Source organism: Methylopila musalis (assembly GCF_042679725.1).
GTDB lineage: Bacteria > Pseudomonadota > Alphaproteobacteria > Rhizobiales > Methylopilaceae > Methylopila > Methylopila musalis.
Genome location: NZ_JBHTMX010000013.1, coordinates 1 through 15,776, shown reverse-complemented (window position 1 = coordinate 15,776; position 15,776 = coordinate 1). Strand labels below are relative to the sequence as shown.

The 15,776-nt window shown below is 70.2% G+C and carries 15 protein-coding genes and 1 riboswitch; of the genes, 8 read left to right on the top strand and 7 right to left on the bottom strand.

All coding sequences use genetic code 11. The annotated features are described in order from the left end of the window. Window positions 1–154 precede the first annotated feature (154 nt). Both ACFQ4O_RS03590 and metC read right to left on the bottom strand, forming a co-directional pair. Window positions 155–1,648 carry a carboxypeptidase M32 gene (locus tag ACFQ4O_RS03590; RefSeq protein ID WP_378774275.1) on the bottom strand — a complete coding sequence of 498 codons (1,494 nt, stop codon included), beginning with the start codon at window positions 1,646–1,648 and terminating at the stop codon, window positions 155–157. A 47-nt stretch (window positions 1,649–1,695) separates the two neighbouring features. After that, window positions 1,696–2,874, bottom strand: coding sequence for a cystathionine beta-lyase (metC, locus tag ACFQ4O_RS03585; protein ID WP_378774274.1), 1,179 nt, complete (start codon window positions 2,872–2,874; stop codon window positions 1,696–1,698). Between the two features lie 261 nt (window positions 2,875–3,135). Between metC and ACFQ4O_RS03580 the strand changes: the two genes are divergently transcribed. From ACFQ4O_RS03580 to ACFQ4O_RS03560, 5 genes are all read left to right on the top strand, one after another. Beyond that, a complete protein-coding gene (locus ACFQ4O_RS03580) occupies window positions 3,136–4,152 on the top strand; it encodes an amino acid ABC transporter substrate-binding protein (protein ID WP_378774273.1) in 1,017 nt (338 codons plus the stop codon). A gap of 72 nt (window positions 4,153–4,224) precedes the next feature. Then, the gene (locus ACFQ4O_RS03575; protein ID WP_378774272.1) at window positions 4,225–5,427 is read left to right on the top strand and encodes an amino acid ABC transporter permease; all 1,203 of its coding nucleotides are present in this window, start codon (window positions 4,225–4,227) and stop codon (window positions 5,425–5,427) included. 10 nt (window positions 5,428–5,437) lie between these two features. Continuing rightward, window positions 5,438–6,580 carry an amino acid ABC transporter permease gene (locus ACFQ4O_RS03570; protein ID WP_378774271.1) on the top strand — a complete coding sequence of 381 codons (1,143 nt, stop codon included), beginning with the start codon at window positions 5,438–5,440 and terminating at the stop codon, window positions 6,578–6,580. A 107-nt stretch (window positions 6,581–6,687) separates the two neighbouring features. Beyond that, entirely contained in the window at window positions 6,688–7,395 is a 708-nt protein-coding gene (locus ACFQ4O_RS03565) for an amino acid ABC transporter ATP-binding protein (RefSeq protein WP_378774292.1), read from the top strand. A 62-nt stretch (window positions 7,396–7,457) separates the two neighbouring features. Further along, a complete protein-coding gene (locus ACFQ4O_RS03560) occupies window positions 7,458–7,625 on the top strand; it encodes a hypothetical protein (protein ID WP_378774270.1) in 168 nt (55 codons plus the stop codon). A 13-nt stretch (window positions 7,626–7,638) separates the two neighbouring features. Here the strand turns inward: ACFQ4O_RS03560 and ACFQ4O_RS03555 are convergent, their stop codons facing one another. The 5 genes from ACFQ4O_RS03555 to thiO all read right to left on the bottom strand — a co-directional run bounded on the left by ACFQ4O_RS03555 (window position 7,639) and on the right by thiO (window position 11,363). Beyond that, window positions 7,639–8,700, bottom strand: a complete 1,062-nt coding sequence (locus tag ACFQ4O_RS03555) for an HD-GYP domain-containing protein (RefSeq protein ID WP_378774269.1) — start codon at window positions 8,698–8,700, stop codon at window positions 7,639–7,641. A 112-nt stretch (window positions 8,701–8,812) separates the two neighbouring features. Beyond that, on the bottom strand, window positions 8,813–9,424 hold the full coding sequence (locus ACFQ4O_RS03550; RefSeq protein ID WP_378774268.1) for a thiamine phosphate synthase: 612 nt from the start codon (window positions 9,422–9,424) through the stop codon (window positions 8,813–8,815). Then, window positions 9,421–10,194: a thiazole synthase gene (locus ACFQ4O_RS03545; protein WP_378774267.1), complete on the bottom strand. Its 774-nt coding sequence runs from the start codon at window positions 10,192–10,194 to the stop codon at window positions 9,421–9,423. The genes ACFQ4O_RS03550 and ACFQ4O_RS03545 overlap by 4 nt, the downstream gene beginning before the upstream one ends. 1 nt (window position 10,195) lies before the next feature. Then, window positions 10,196–10,393 carry a sulfur carrier protein ThiS gene (thiS, locus tag ACFQ4O_RS03540; protein ID WP_378774266.1) on the bottom strand — a complete coding sequence of 66 codons (198 nt, stop codon included), beginning with the start codon at window positions 10,391–10,393 and terminating at the stop codon, window positions 10,196–10,198. Beyond that, window positions 10,362–11,363 carry a glycine oxidase ThiO gene (gene thiO, locus ACFQ4O_RS03535; protein WP_378774265.1) on the bottom strand — a complete coding sequence of 334 codons (1,002 nt, stop codon included), beginning with the start codon at window positions 11,361–11,363 and terminating at the stop codon, window positions 10,362–10,364. The genes thiS and thiO overlap by 32 nt, the downstream gene beginning before the upstream one ends. A gap of 60 nt (window positions 11,364–11,423) precedes the next feature. Further along, window positions 11,424–11,525: riboswitch (TPP riboswitch) on the bottom strand. A 311-nt stretch (window positions 11,526–11,836) separates the two neighbouring features. On the opposite strand from thiO, the gene ACFQ4O_RS03530 reads away from it, so the two are divergent. The 3 genes from ACFQ4O_RS03530 to ACFQ4O_RS03520 all read left to right on the top strand — a co-directional run. After that, window positions 11,837–13,174 (top strand): hypothetical protein, encoded by a 1,338-nt coding sequence (locus tag ACFQ4O_RS03530; protein ID WP_378774264.1) that lies wholly within the window; start codon window positions 11,837–11,839, stop codon window positions 13,172–13,174. Between the two features lie 101 nt (window positions 13,175–13,275). Continuing rightward, window positions 13,276–14,997 carry an adenine deaminase gene (gene ade, locus ACFQ4O_RS03525; protein ID WP_378774263.1) on the top strand — a complete coding sequence of 574 codons (1,722 nt, stop codon included), beginning with the start codon at window positions 13,276–13,278 and terminating at the stop codon, window positions 14,995–14,997. Window positions 14,998–15,021: 24 nt separating this feature from the next. Next, window positions 15,022–15,776: hypothetical protein (locus tag ACFQ4O_RS03520; protein ID WP_378774262.1), on the top strand; the 755-nt coding region annotated here is incomplete at its 3' end.

The following is a 15,776-nucleotide window of genomic DNA, read 5'->3' as shown; positions in this document are numbered from 1 at the left end:
TTCCGCTGAGACTCTGTGGCTTTTCGTTGATCCGATCGCGGGAACATCGCGTCCGCGCCCATAAAAAGGGCGCCGGACGCTCCAAATCATGTCAACAAATATTCTTCTCCGGAAATTACGGGAGGCTTTGTGGGATTTCGTGGATTGATGTGGGTCAAGCCTGGTCGAGATAGCGCCGCGCCAGATGCGCCTTGAACACGCCGGCGTCGAGCGGCCGGCCGGTAGCCTCCGTCAGCAGATCGTCGGTGGAGAGGCTCGAGCCCTTGCCGTGCACGTTGGTCCGAAGCCACGCCAGCAGCGGCTGGAAATCTCCGCGGGCGACGCCGGGCAGGATGTCCGCGTCGGCGCGGGTGGCGGCGTCGAACAGCTGCGCCGCCGTCATCGCGCCGAGCGTGTAGGTGGGGAAATAGCCCCAGCCGCCGCTCGGCCAGTGCACGTCCTGCAGACAGCCGCGCCGGTCGTCCGGGGGCGTGATCCCGAGCAGCGCCTGCATGCCATCAGCCCAGGCGGCGGGCAGGTCCGCGAGCGCCATGGCGTCGGCGATCAGCGCCTTCTCCAGCCGGTAGCGCAGGATGACGTGGGCCGGATAGGTCACCTCGTCCGCGTCCACCCGGATGAAGCCGGGCGCCACGCGGGTGTAGCGCCGCCACAGCGCGTCCGCCTCCCAGCCGGGGCCGGAGCCGCCGAAGGCCTCGCGCATCACCGGCGCGGCGTAGGTCAGGAACTCCCGGCTGCGGCAGGCCTGCATCTCGATCAGCAGCGATTGGCTCTCGTGCACGCTCATGCCGCGGGCCTCGCCCACCGGCTGTCCCATGAAGGCGCGCGGGCGGCCCTGCTCGTAGAGCGCGTGGCCGGTCTCGTGCAGCACGCCCATCAGCGAACTGGTGAAGTCCGCCTCGTCGTAGCGGGTGGTGATGCGCACGTCGTCGTCCGAGCCGCCGCAGAACGGGTGGGTGGAGACATCGAGCCGGCCGCGGTCGAAATCGAACCCGAGCGCGGCCATCATCTTCAGGCCGAGCGCCTTCTGGGTCTCGACGGGGAAGGGGCCGTCGAGCGGCGGGACCGCCGGCCGGCGCGCCTGCGCCGCCATGGCCTCCTCGGTGAAGCCCGGCAGGAACGCGGCGAGATCGTCGAACAGCACGTCGATCGCGGCCGAGCGGCCGCCGGGCTCGTAGTCGTTCAGCAGCGCGTCGTAGGGGCTCAAGGCCAGCTTCTCGCCCTTGGCGCGGCCGATCTCGCGCTGAAGCTTGAGCACCTCCTGAAGACGCGGCAGCAAGCCCTTGAAATCGGACGCCGCGCGGGCGTCGCGCCACGCCATTTCGCAGGCCGAGGTTGCCTTCGACGAGGCGGCCACCAAGTCGGCCGGGATGGCGGTCTCCACGGTGTAGACGCGGCGGATCTCGCGCAGGTTGGCGCGCTCCCACGCCCCGAGCCCATTGTCGGTCTCGGCCTCAGACAGCCAGTCGCCCACGCGGGCGTCGGTCAGCATGTCGTGGCGCAGCACGTTCAGCAGGGCGAGGCTTTCGCCGCGCTTTTCCGCCGAGCCCTTGGGCATCACGGCCGCATGGTCCCAGTGCAGGACGCCGATGGCGTTGGAGAGCGCCGACAGGCGGCTGAAATGGGCGCTGAGCGCGGCGTAGGCGGTCATGTCGGTCACGTCCGGATGAGGCTGGAACGGGAGGCCGGGCGGCGCGGTCAGCGCGCGGCGGCGTAGCGGGCGAGGCCGGCGTCGAGGTCGGCGATCAGGTCCTCGACCTCCTCCAGCCCGATGTGGATGCGGATGGTCGGTCCGAGCGGGCTCCAGCGGCTCGCGGTGCGGATCGGGCCGGCCTCGAACGGGATGGCGAGGCTCTCGAAGCCGCCCCAGGAGTAGCCGAGGCCGAACAGCTTCAGCCCGTCGAGGAAGGCCGCGACGGCCGCCTTGGAGCCGGGGGCGAGCTCGATCGCGAACAGGCCGCTCGCGCCCTGGAAGTCGCGCTTCCACAGCTCGTGGCCGGGGTCGGTCTCCAGCGCCGGGTGCATCACCCGCGCCACGTCCGGCCGGGAGGCGAGCCAGCGCGCCACGCGCAGGCCCGCCGCCTGGTGGTGGGCGAGCCGGACGCCCAGCGTGCGCAGGCCCCGCAGCGCCAGGAACAGGTCTTCCGGCCCGACGCAGAGGCCGAGCGCGCCGTGCGCGGCCTTCAGCGCGCCGGCGTAGGCGGCGTTGGCGGAGATCGTGCCGAGCAGCAGGTCGGCGTGGCCGCCGAGATATTTGGTGCCGGCGGTGAGCGACAGGTCGACGCCGTGGTCGTGGGCGCGGAACAGCAGCGGCGTCGCCCAGGTGTTGTCCATGATCACGGCCGCCCCGCGGGCGTGGACGGCGCCGGCGATGGCGGGCACGTCCTGCACCTCGAAGGTGAGCGAGCCGGGGCTCTCCACGAACACGGCCTTGGTCTCGGGCCGCATCAGATCGGAGATGTCCGCGCCCACATGGGGGTCGTAGTAGCTGACGGCGACGCCCATCCGGCGCAGGAACGTGTCGCAGAAGTGCCGGGTCGGCTGGTAGACCGTGTCCACCATCAGCAGGTGGTCGCCGGCGCCGAGCACCGCGAGCAGCGCCGTGGTCACGGCGTTGAGCCCCGACGGGACCAGCGCCACATGGGCGCCGCCCTCGATCTCCTTCAGCGCGTCCGTCAGCGCGTCCACCGTGGGCGAGCCGCGGCGGCCGTAGCTGTAGCGGCCGGTGTGGCCCTCCAGATCGGCGACGGTGGGCGACAGCACGGTGGAGCCGCGCACGATCGGGGGATTCACGAAGCCGTGCTGGGCGGCCGTGTCGCGGCCGGCGTGAATCAGCGTGGTCAGCGGCCCGAAGGGCGTGTCGCCGTGGCGCGTCATTGGGCTGCCGCCTCACATTTTGATGCAGGAACACCGTTCATGCTGCGGCGCCGCCGGGATCGTCAAGCCTTGACCATTTTTTACAACTGGCGCGAAATTGGGCTCGCGGACCGCATGTTTCTTGGGCGAACATCGGGATGAAGGCGAGAGCCGGCGCTCTATGTGCTTCCCCATCCGCTCTTGCGAACAACAGACCGGGGAAGCCGGCCTCGCGGATCTTAAGCCAGCGGCCCCTCACGGCGAACAAGGCGAGCATCTTCCATGAAACAGTTCCTTACCGCTCTGGCGTTCGGCGCTTCGGCGGTCTTCGCGTCCGGCGCCGCCCACGCGGCGACCCTGGACCAGGTGAAACAGAAGGGCTTCGTGCAGTGCGGCGTCAGCACGGGTCTTCCGGGCTTCTCCAACCCCAATGAAAAGGGCGAGTGGACCGGTCTCGACGTGGATGTCTGTCGCGCGGTGGCCGCCGCGATCTTCGACGACGCCTCCAAGGTGCGGTTCACGCCGCTGACCGCCAAGGACCGCTTCACCGCGCTCCAGTCCGGCGAGATCGACGTGCTGTCGCGCAACTCCACCTGGACCTCGTCCCGCGACGCGACCCAGGGCCTGAACTTCACCGCCACCAACTATTACGACGGCCAGGGCTTCCTCGTGCGCAAGGAGCTCGGCGTGAAGTCGGCGCTGGAGCTGAACGGCGCCTCGATCTGCACCCAGTCCGGCACCACCACCGAGCTGAACGTCGGCGACTTCTTCCGCACCAACAACCTCCAGTACGAGGTCGTTGCTTTCCAGGGGCAGGAAGAGACGCTGAAGGCTTATGAATCCGGCCGCTGCGAGGTCTTCACCTCCGACCAGTCGCAACTCTATGCGCTGCGCCTGAAGCTCGCCAACAAGGACGACCACGTCGTCCTGCCGGAGCTGATCTCCAAGGAGCCGCTCGCCACCGCCGTGCGCCAGGGCGACGACCAGTGGTTCGACGTGGTGAAGTGGGTGCACTACGCTATGCTGAACGCCGAGGAAGCCGGCGTCACCTCCAAGAACGTGCAGGAGATGCTGAACTCCCCGAACCCGGACATCCGCCGCATGCTGGGCGTCGAGGGCAATTTCGGCGAGCAGCTTGGCCTGTCGAAGGACTGGGTCGTCCGCATCGTCTCCAAGGTGGGCAATTACGGCGAGGCCTTCGAGCGCAACGTGGGCTCCGGCTCGCCGCTGAAGATCGAGCGCGGCAAGAACGCGCTGTGGAACAAGGGCGGCCTGCAGTACGGCGCGCCGATCCGCTGATCCTGACGGGAATGCGCGCGGGCGGCGCGACGTCGCCCGCGCCACGTTCGATCACCGCATTGGGAGCCGCGCATGGCGATCACGCATGAGGGACCGACCGCCGGCGCGCCGGCCGGCGCCCGCGGGTCGATCTGGTCCAACGAGAAGACGCGCGGCTGGATCGCGCAGGGCGCGATCGGCGCCCTGGCGCTGCTGCTGGTGGGCGTCATGGTCTGGAACGCCCAGAGCAACCTCGCCAGCCAGCGCATCACCTCCGGCTTCGGCTTCCTGAGCCAGACCGCGGGCTTCAGCATCAACCAGACGCTGGTCGAGTACAGCGAAGCCTCGACCTACGCCCGCGCGCTGCTGGTGGGCCTGCTGAACACCCTTCTGGTCGCCGTGGTCGGCATTGTCTTCGCCACCATCTTCGGCTTTCTCGTGGGCGTCGGGCGGCTGTCCAAGAACTGGGTGGTGCGGCAGGTGTGCACCGCCTATGTGGAGGTGACGCGCAACCTGCCGCTGCTGTTCCATGTGCTGTTCTGGTATCTGGCGGTGCTGGCCGCGATGCCGGCCGCGCGCCAGAGCTATTCGATCTTTGGCGAGATCTACATCAACAACCGCGGCGTCTACATCCCGAAGCTGATCTTCGGCGACGGCAGCTACATCGGGCTGATCGCGCTGCTGGTGGCGGCCGCCGCCGTGGTCGCGCTGAAGATGTGGGCCACGGCCCGGCAGATGCGCACCGGCCAGCCGTTCCCCGTGCTCTGGACGTCGCTCGCGCTGCTGATCGGCCTGCCGTTCGTGGCGCTCGCGCTGGCGGGTTTCCCCGTCACCATTGAGGAGCCGGTGCTGAAGGGCTTCAACTTCACCGGCGGCTCGCGGCTGCTGCCGGAGTTCGCTGCGCTCACCATCGCGCTCTCGATCTACACCGGCGGCTTCATCGCCGAGATCGTGCGCGCTGGCATCAAGGCGGTGAGCCGCGGCCAGTCGGAGGCGGCGGCCTCGCTCGGGCTGAAGCCCGGCCTCGCGACCCGGCTCGTGGTCATCCCCCAGGCGCTCCGCGTCATGGTGCCGCCGCTGACCAGCCAGTACCTCAACCTCACCAAGAACTCCTCGCTCGCCGCCTTCATCGGCTATCCGGAGCTGGTGCAGGTGTTCGCGGGCACGACGCTGAACCAGACCGGACAGGCGATCGAGATCATCGCCATCACCATGGGCTGCTACCTCATCATCAGCCTCGTCACCTCCGCCTTCATGAACTGGTACAACCGGCGCGTGGCGCTGGTGGAGCGGTGAGGGACCGACCATGACCGACGCGACCTTCGGCGCCGAACGTCCCTTCGTCCGCGCCACGATGCTGGCGCCGGAGCCGCCGCCGGCCTCCGTCGCCGGCTTCTCGGGCTGGGCGCGATCCAACCTGTTCGCGGGACCGTTCAACACGCTGCTGACGGTGGTTTGCGCCGCGGGCGCCGTCTACGTGGCGTGGGTTCTGGTGGACTTCATGATCCTGCGCGCGGTGTGGACCGGCGCGAACCGCGAGGCCTGCCTCGCGCCGGGCACGGGCGCCTGCTGGCCCTTCATCACCGCGCGGTTCGGGCAGCTGCTTTATGGCTTCTACCCCGCCGACCAGCATTGGCGTCCCGCCACCACCTTCTTCGTGGCTGTGGCGCTGATCGCGCCTCTGCTGATCCCGTCCGCGCCCTACAAGAAGCTGAACGCGCTTCTGTTCTTCGTGGCGTTCCCGATCTTCGCGGTGATCCTGCTCAGCGGCGGCCTGTTCGGCCTGCGGCATGTGGAGACCCGCGCCTGGGGCGGCCTGCTGGTGACGCTGGTGGTGGCGACCACGGGCATCGTCGCGTCGCTGCCGCTCGGCGTGCTGCTGGCGCTCGGGCGGCGGTCGAAGCTGCCGCTGATCCGCTTCCTGTCGATCGCCTTCATCGAATTCTGGCGCGGCGTGCCGCTGATCACGGTGCTGTTCTTCGCCACCTACATGCTGCCGCTGTTCCTGCCCTCGGGCTGGACCATCGACGGGTTGCTGCGGGCGCTGGTGGGCGTGGCGCTGTTCTCCGCGGCCTACATGGCCGAGGTGGTGCGCGGCGGCCTGCAGGCGATCCCGAAGGGGCAGTACGAGGGCGCCCAGGCGCTCGGCCTGCGCTACTGGCCGATGATGCTGCTGATCGTGCTGCCGCAGGCGCTGAAGCTGGTGATCCCGGGCATCGTCAACACCTTCATCGGCCTGTTCAAGGACACGACGCTGGTGGCGATCGTCTCGATCTTCGACTTCCTCGGCATCATCCGCGCCGGCTTCGCCGACCCGAACTGGGCGACGCCCGTCACCGTCTACACCGGCTTCGCCTTCGCCGGCGTGATCTATTTCATCTTCTGCTACGGCATGTCCCGCTACTCGCGCTTCGTCGAAGAGCGGCTCGACACCGGCCACACACGTTGATTTCGGAAGGATCGAGACCCATGGCGGAATCCGTCGTCGACGCCGAGGATCTGGCGAAGGCCGAACAGGCCAAGATCTCCAAGGAGACCGCCGTCGAGATCATCGGCATGTCCAAATGGTACGGCGAGTTCAACGTGCTGAAGGACATTAACCTGAAGGTTCGCCGCGGCGAGCGAATCGTCATCTGCGGGCCGTCGGGGTCCGGCAAGTCGACGATGATCCGCTGCATCAACCGGCTGGAGGAGTTCCAGAAGGGCCAGATCATCGTGGAGGGCACGGAGCTCACCAACGATCTGAAGAAGATCGACGAGATCCGCCGCGACGTCGGCATGTGCTTCCAGCACTTCAACCTGTTCCCGCATCTGACCATCCTCGAGAACTGCACGCTGGCGCCGATCTGGGTGCGCAAGATGCCGAAGAAGGACGCCGAGGAGCTGGCGATGCACTACCTGAAACGGGTGCGCATCCCGGATCAGGCGAAGAAATATCCCGGCCAGCTCTCCGGCGGCCAGCAGCAGCGCGTCGCCATCGCCCGGGCGCTGTGCATGAAGCCCAAGATCATGCTGTTCGACGAGCCGACCTCGGCGCTCGACCCCGAGATGGTCAAGGAGGTGCTCGACACCATGGTCGGCCTCGCCAACGACGGCATGACCATGCTGTGCGTGACCCACGAGATGGGCTTCGCCCGTCAGGTGGCGAACCGCGTCATCTTCATGGACGCCGGCCAGATCGTGGAGATGAACGAGCCGAACGCCTTCTTCGCCAACCCCCAGCACGAGCGCACGAAGTTGTTCCTCAGCCAGATCCTGCACTGACGGGAACCGGAGGCCGGCGTCGGGCGCTGTCTCGCTGACAGTTGTTTCAGGAGGAACGCCACATGGCCGGACAGGACACGCCGAAGACGACCGACACGCCCGAGGACGACGCGGCGGACAAGGCCGGGACCGGGGCCGGCGGCAGCCCGACGCAGGGGCGGCCCGAGCCGGGAACGGGCGCGATCGCGCCCGACGATCTGAACTCCGAGAACGACGACGGCGCGGGCTGAACGCGCCCTCCCGTCACGCCGCGGGGTCGAAGTCCACGTCGTCGCGGATGCGCCGGAACTCCGCCAGCATGTCGGCGTCGAGCTTCGGACCCATGCGCACCATCAGCTCGTAGGCGTCCGTGGCCGACATCGCGTCCTTGTAGGGGCGGGGCGTGATCAGCGCCGCGTAGATGTCGCAGATTGTGAGAAGCCGCGTCAGATCGCCGATCTCCCGGCCGCTGAGGCCGTCTGGATAGCCCGAGCCGTCCAGCATCTCGTGATGGCTGCGGACCACCGCGAGCTCTTCCGGGCAGAAGCCGTCGCGCCGGGCGAGCAGGTCGTAGCCGATCACCGGGTGAGAACGCATGATGGTCCATTCGGCCGGCGTCAGTTGCCCCGGCTTGTCCAGAATGGCGAGCGGGATGCGGGACTTGCCGATGTCGTGCAGGGCGGCTGCGCGGGTCAGGCGCATGCGGTCGCGGGCGCAGAAGCCGAGCCGGGTGGCGAAGGCGGCGGCGAGGCCCGTCACCGTCAGACAATGCTGGTAGGTCACGTCGTTGTAGGATCGGAGCGCGCTGAGCCACGCCTTGACGCCGTCCTGCTTGATCGCGCCCAGCACCACGTCGGCGTGCGCGGTCACCGTCTGCAGGCTCGGCGGCTCGCCGTTCTGGCCCGCCGACATCATGTCGTCGAAGCTTGCGCTCGCCTCGACGATGCGTGAGCGCAGCGCCTCGCCGGCGAGGCCGGTGTCCGACCGCTCCTGAAGCGCGCGGACCGCGCGGATGATGTCCTGGTCGCTGGCGCCCGGCGGGAGCACGCGGGTGGCGCCGAGCGCATAGGCCTGAACCTGCTCGCGGCGGTCTTCCGTTCTCAGCAGGCACACCACGGGAACGTCGCGCTGTTTCAGCGCACGCAGGGCGCGGCGCAGCCAGTGGACCGCCGCCTCATTGTCAAAGGCCACATCGGTGACGACGGCCTGCGGCGCGCCCGCATCTGAGGGGAGCGGCTCGAACGCGCCGCGCCAGAGGGAATGCGCCGCGCCAAGCTGTTTCGCGAGACGGCGGCCCCGTTCGGCCTCGTCCGTCAACAGCAACATCGGGCATGCTCCATGAGGCGACTTCACACCTCAAGTAAGCAGACCGCCCCTTAAGAACAGTTTACCCGCAACGGTACGAAAACGCGCCGTAGCGTCGTATTGCACTGCAAGATCATGCGGTTTCGCGGGTCACGGACAGCCATTCACGCGCGCGCGCCTCCGGATCGGCGTTCCCGAGCACGTCGTTGACCACGGCGACCACGTCGGCTCCGGCCGCGAGGCACTGCGTGGCGCGGTCCGGCGTCAGACCGCCGATCGCCACCAGCGGACGGTCGCCGATCCGCCGTTTCCATTCGCCGATCCGCTCCAGTCCTTGGGGCGGGAACGGCATCTTCTTCAGGATGGTCGGCCAGATCGGGCCGAGCGCCACGTGGTGCGGATCGACGGACAGCGCCCGGTCGAGCTCTTCGGGCGTGTGGGTCGAGACGCCGAGACGGATGCCGGCAGCGCGGATCGCCTTCAGGTCGGCGCCGTCCAGATCCTCCTGCCCGAGATGCAGGACGCTCGCGCCCTCGTCGATGGCGATGTCCCAGTAGTCGTTCACCACCAGCGTCGCGCCGCTCGCGGCGCAGAGGCCGAGCGCGCGCCTCACCTCGCCGTAGATCTCGCCGCGCGGCTTGTCCTTGACGCGCAGCTGGATCAGACGGGCGCCCACGGCGGTCAGGCGGGCCACCCAGTCGGCGCTGTCGACGACCGGGTAGAACGGATCGAGGCGCGCGCTCATGCGAGGCTCGCCCGGCCGAACACCGGCGTGGACGGCGCCGCCATGTCCCGCGGCTCGATCGGATCGGCGAGATAGGCCACGCGGCCCGCCTCGATGGCGCGGGCGAAGGCGGAGGCCATGGCCACCGAATCGCCCGCCTTCGCCACCGCCGTGTTCAGCAGCACGGCGTCGTAGCCGAGCTCCATGGCGGCGGCCGCGTGGCTCGGCTTGCCGATGCCGGCGTCAATCACCAGCGGGGTGTCGGGGAAATGCGCCCGCAGCGAGCGCAGGCCGTAGACGTTGTTGAGGCCGAGCCCGGTGCCGATCGGGGCGCCCCAGGGCATCAGCACCTTGCAGCCCGCCTCCAGCAGACGCTCGGCGACCACCAGATCCTCGGTGGTGTAGGGAAACACCTCAAAGCCGTCGTCGCACAGGATGCGGGCGGCCTCTACCAGACCGAACACGTCCGGCTGCAGCGTGTCGGCGTCGCCAATCACCTCCAGCTTGATCCAGGACGTGCCGAACACCTCCCGCGCCATCTGGGCGGTGGTCACGGCCTCCTGCACCGAATGGCAGCCGGCGGTGTTGGGCAGCACCTTCACGTTGAGGTCGGCGATCAGGCCCCAGAAGTCCTGCCCCTCCCGCAGGCGACCGGACTCCCGGCGCAGCGACACGGTGAGGATGTCGGTTCCCGACGCCCGCGCCGCGTCCGCCAGCACGAGCGGCGAGGGGTATTGCGCGGTGCCGAGCAGCAGCCGCGAGCGCAGCTCGACGCCATAAAAGGTCAGCATGTCATCCTCCCTGCCGGGGCGCGACGATCTCGATCCGATCGCCGTCGTTGAGCGCGGTCGTGGCGCGGGCGCGGGCGGGCACGAAGGCGCCGTTCAGCGCGGTCGCCACCACGGCGTCGCCATAGTCCAGAATCTCGAGCGCCCGCGCGAGATCGGAGGCCGCGAGATCAAGCGCGTCGCCGTTCACGATCAGCTTCATGGCCGCTCCCTGTCTGTCCGAGCACGGCCTCCGCCACCGCCCGCGCGCAGGTGGGCGACAGCAGGAAGCCATGGCGATAGAGACCGTTGACGTAAGTCACGCGGCCGCGGCTTTCAACGCGCGGCAGATTGTCGGGGAAGGCCGGCCGCACGTCCGCGCGGGTCTCGAGGATCTCCGCCTCGCCGAAAGCCGGATGCAGCGCGAAGGCCGCGTTGAGCAGATCCGCCACCGAGCGCACCACCGGCCCGCGCCGCTCCGCGCTCTCGAGCATGGTGGCGCCCAGCATGAACACGCCGTCGCCGCGGGGCACCACGTAGAACGGGATGCGCGGATGCAGCAGCCGCACCGGGCGCGCGAAGGCGATCTCGGTGGTGCGGACCACCAGCATCTCGCCGCGCACGCCGCGCAGGTCCGGAACCGCCTCGCGGGCGGCGAAGCCCCGTGCGTCCACCACAGCGTCGCCCTCGGCCTCGTCCGCTGTCGCCGCGACGCCGTAGCGGATCTCGCCGCCGAGCGCGACGAGGCGGGCGGCGAGCCCGGCCAGCGCCGCGCGGGGATCGAGATGAGCCTCGCGGGGAAAGAACAGGCCGGAGCGGAAGCGGCCGGCGAGGTCCGGCTCCAGCGCCGCGATGGCCTCGGCGTCCACGGTCTCGAACGCCTCCGTGCGGCGGGCGAAGCGGGCGAGCTCGGCATGGTCGCGGGCCGGCGCCACCACCAGCGTGCCGGCCTGCGTGACACCGTCCACCGCCTCGGGCCACCAGTCGAGCGCGGTCCGGCCGTCCCGCAGCACCGCCTCGTCCGCGCTTTCCCGCTCGCACCAGGGCGCCAGCATGCCGCCGGCGGACCACGAGCAGGCGAGGGCGCCCAGACGGTCGCCGCGCTCCAGCACGGTCACGGAGACGCCGAGCAGCGCCAGCTCCTCCGCCGCGGTCAGGCCTGCGACGCCGGCTCCCAGCACTGTCACGCGCATGGGCGCGATCCTTTCCATGCAGCGGGCGCGGCGGACGGAAGAGGCGCGGGGACGGAAGCCATGGATCGTTCGCCCCGTTCCTTCGCCGGCACGACCCGGATCAGGTTCAAAGGGTCCGGCGATCGCCGTCTCAGCCCGGTCGGGGCGCCCCTCGGAGAGCCCGGACGATGGGATGCTGGAGCCGGCGTGTCAACGGGTCGCAGGCCTCCGCGCCGTGTCTCCGCGGCGTCACAGAACCGAAAAAGATGACGGGTGGACGAAATGGTGCGTTGCAAACTAAGATAGTGCTATGCAGCATAAGTAAATTGTGTGAACCTCGAAAGATTGTTGCGTAGGGCGTCGTCGTTTTGGCGTCCGCAAGCGTTCTGCTCCGGCTCGAACGTCGCTTTCGTATCGAGCCGCTCTCGCGCGGGCTCATTGCTCGCACCTGTCCACCGGGGCTTCGGCCCGCGAGGAGGAGTGAGGCGGGACCTATGGCGAACGGCTCCGGCATCGGGAAGCTGGTTTCGACGCTCGCCGTCGTGGCCTTCGCGCTCACGGTTCAGGGCGGCGCCGGCGGCATGTCGTCTCCGCCCGCCTTCGCCGCCGACGGCGCCTATTCCGGCGCGCCGCGCTGGGGCGCAGGCTCCCTCGCAGATCCCCGCCGGTTCGCCAGCGCCGAAGCCGAGGCCGCGGTGGAGAGCGCCTGCGCCTCCACGGCGCCGTTCCTGGTGCTCGACACCTTCCGCTACCACCGCGCCGCCAATCTCGACGACGACCTGACCGATCCCGATCACCCGGAGGCGGTCCGCGTCAGCCATGGCGATCTCGTGGCCGCCATCGCCGGCCTCAGCCATGCGCGGGTGACGGCCTATCAGATCGACCCGGTGTTCAACGCCGCCACGCTGGCGCGCGACATGGCGCGGCTCGCGGCCGACATTGAGTCCGGGCGGATCGAACGGCCGGCGGCCGTGATCAGCTCCATCGTGCTGCCGGTCGATCTGGACGACGTGAACCGCCAGCTCGGCCCCTCCGACCGCATCGCGCACGGCGACATCTCCCGCTTCCGGGCGAAGGCGCTGGACGCGCTGGCGCAGCTCGCGGGCGGCGACAACCCGTACCGCATCGTCCGCGACGCCATGGCGAGCCTGCGCGCGCGGGGCGTGCCGGTGTTCGTGGCGGCGGGCAACACCGCGCCCGACCGGCTGGTGAACATGCTGGCGCTGAACGAGGGCGTCTACGCCATCGGGGCGCTCGGCGCGGACGGCCGGCGCACCGACTACACCAGCACGCCGGATCTGGTGTCGGTCTGGACGCCGGGCCAGTTCGTCGTCACCGAGACCGAGGGCGGCGTCGGCCTCAACCGCGACCGGGAGCCGGTGTTCCGCGGCCCGGCCTTCGCGGAGGAAAAGGCGCTGATCGCGCGCTACGTCGGGCGTCTGCCGGCCGAGGTCGTGATCGCGCCGCCACCGGCGCTGGCGGCCCTGCCGCAGGACGCGAGCCGCCGCATGCGCCTCGGCTTCGCCCGCAAGGCGCTGCGCGAGGGCCTGTACCCCACGGCCGATCTGCTGGCGCTTTACGGCTACCCCTCCACCTCGGGCCATGTGCGGCGGTCGCTGCAGCAGGGCGCCTACATGCATTACCCTTCCGACACGATCTTCTCGGTGGACCGGGACGGACGGCTCGCCTTCGATCCGCTGGGCGACGGGCGGCCGGGGCAGCTGGCGGTGAACGACGCCACCTCCTTCGCGGCTCCCAACGTCTGCGCCTCCGGCCCCGCCGCCACGCGGGTCGCCAGCGGCGAGCCTGTGCGGGCGGCGGGCGCGCGCTAGAACACCTGGCGCGGGGACCGGGCGGGGGCGCTCCGACAGGTTGGGCTTGAGCGCAGCGCGCGGCGCGGCCAAAATCACGGCTCCGCGAGGCAGGAGTCGTCATGTCGGATCGGCACAGCATCACGCCCGAGGCGCTGGCGCGTCGCATCGCGCAGGGGCGGGGGCGCGCGCCGGCCGATCTGGTGATCAAGGGCGCCCGGGTGCTGGACGTCGCCACCGCCACGCTGTTCGAGAGCGACGTGGCGATCGCGGGCGACACGATCGTCGGCACCTTCGGAACGTACGACGGCGCCGAGATCGTCGACGGGCGCGGCCTCACCGTGGTTCCGGGCTTCATCGACGCCCACGTTCACATCGAATCGTCGCTGCTGACGCCGGCCGAATTCGAGCGCTGCGTGCTGCCCCATGGCGTGACCACCGCGATCTGGGACCCGCACGAGATCGCCAACGTGCTGGGTGCGGATGGCATCGACTACGCGCTGCGCGCGGCCGAGGCGGCGGTGATGGACATCCGGGTCAACCTGTCCTCCTGCGTGCCCGCTTCGCCGCTGGAGACCTCCGGCGCGCGGCTGGAGGTCGAGGACCTGCTGCCCTTCGTCGGACGGCCCAAGGCGCTCGGCCTCGCCGAGTTCATGAACTTTCCGGGCGTGCTGAACGGCGATCCGGGCTGCATGGCCAAGCTCGCCGCATTTCAGGGCGCCCATATCGACGGCCACGCGCCCCTGGTGCGCGGGCTCGATCTCAATGGCTATCTCGCCGCCGGCATCCGCACCGACCACGAGTCCACGTCCTACGAGGAGGCGCTCGAGAAGCTGCGCAAGGGCATGACGGTGCTGATCCGCGAAAGCTCGATCGCCAAGGACCTGCGCGCGCTCTGGTCGCTGATCACGCCCGAGACCTCCGCCTTCGTGGCGCTCTGCACCGACGACCGCAACCCGGTGGAGATCGAGGCGGAGGGCCATCTCGACCACATGATCCGCTGGGCGATCGGGCAGGGCGCGCCGGCGGCCCATGTCTACCGCGCGGCGAGCTGGTCGGCGGCGAACGCCTTCGGCCTGCGCGACCGGGGGCTGGTGGCGCCGGGCAAGCGCGCGGACCTCGCGCTGCTGTCCGATTACGAGGGCTGCCGGGTCGAGGCGGTGATCGCCGGCGGGAGGCTGGTGCGCGACGCGCTGTTCGAGGGCCGGGCGGGACCGGCGCCCGTCGGGCTCGACAGCATGAAGGCCGAGCCCGTGCGCGCCGCCGATCTGGCGCCGCGGGGGCGGGCCGGGCGCCATCCGGTGATCGGCGTCATCCCCGACAAGATCGTCACCGAGCGGCTGGAGCTGGAGCTTCGCGCCCCGGACGGCGTTCTCGCCGCCGACGTGGCGCAGGACGCGCTGCCCGTGGCGGTGGTCGCCCGGCACGGGGTGAACCGCAACATCGGCCGCGGCTTCGTGAAGGGCTTCACGCTGGCGCGGGGCGCGATCGCCTCCTCGGTCGGCCATGACAGCCACAACATCTGCGTGGTGGGCGTCGATCCGGAGGACATGGCGGTCGCCGTCAACCGGGTGATCGCGCTCGGCGGCGGCTTCGTGGTGGCGGCCGGGGGAGAGCCGCGGGCCGAGCTCGCCGCGCCGCTCGCGGGCCTCATGAGCCTTGAACCGCACGAGGCGGTGCGCGACAAGCTGCTTTCCCTGCGCGCCGCGGCGCGCGATCTCGGCTGCGGGCTGTCGGAGCCGTTCCTGCAGGTGGCGTTCCTGCCGCTCGCGGTCATTCCTCATTTGAAGATCACGGATTTCGGGCTGGTGGACGTGGACAGGTTCGAGGTCGTCGCCCAGTGAGGGTTCGAAAACAGGGCCGCCCGTATGGCGGATGAGTTCGATCGGCTACTCGCCGGTCTGCCGAAGCGTCGCGTGCTCGTGGTGTCGGACCGTTACCCGCCGGACGAGGCGGGCGGCGCGGAGCGGAGCCTGCATCTGCTGCTGCGCGAGCCGCGCCTGCGCGATCAGGTTCTGGTGACGACGTTCGAAAAGGGCGTGGCGGCGCCCGTGCTGCGGACGGTGGACGGCGTGCACGCGCTGGCGCTTCCGGCCCGCGCCGCCTGGCCGCTGCACCGGCTGACCCAGGCCGAGGTCAACAAGCTGAAGCGTCGCCCGTTCGGGCTGAAATGGATCGCCTTCGCGCGTCAGGCCGCGGCCGAACTGGCGGAGGCGCCGCCCGAGCGGGCGGAGGCCTTCGCGGCCCGCTATCTGGCGCGGCCGCCCGGCGGGGTCGCCATGACCCACCGCACCACCCCCGGCGGCGCCCATGAGCAGGCGCTCGCCCGCATCATCGCGCAGGTCGAGCCGCGGCTGATCCACGCCGACAACGCCCGCGCCATCGAGGTGGCGACCGGCGCCGCGCCCGCCGGGCTGCCGATCGTGGCGGTGATGCGCGACCACCGCTTCTCGACGCCGCGTTTCGACCAGCATCTGGAGCCCGCCGAGCGGCCGCGGACATGGGCGGAGACGCTCGCCGCCCGCTTCGCCGACGAGGCGCTGGCCTTCCGCCGCTTCGGTCTGGACCGCGCCGCGCTGCCGCTCGCCGCGAGCGCCCATCTGGAGCGGCTGGCGCGCGAGAC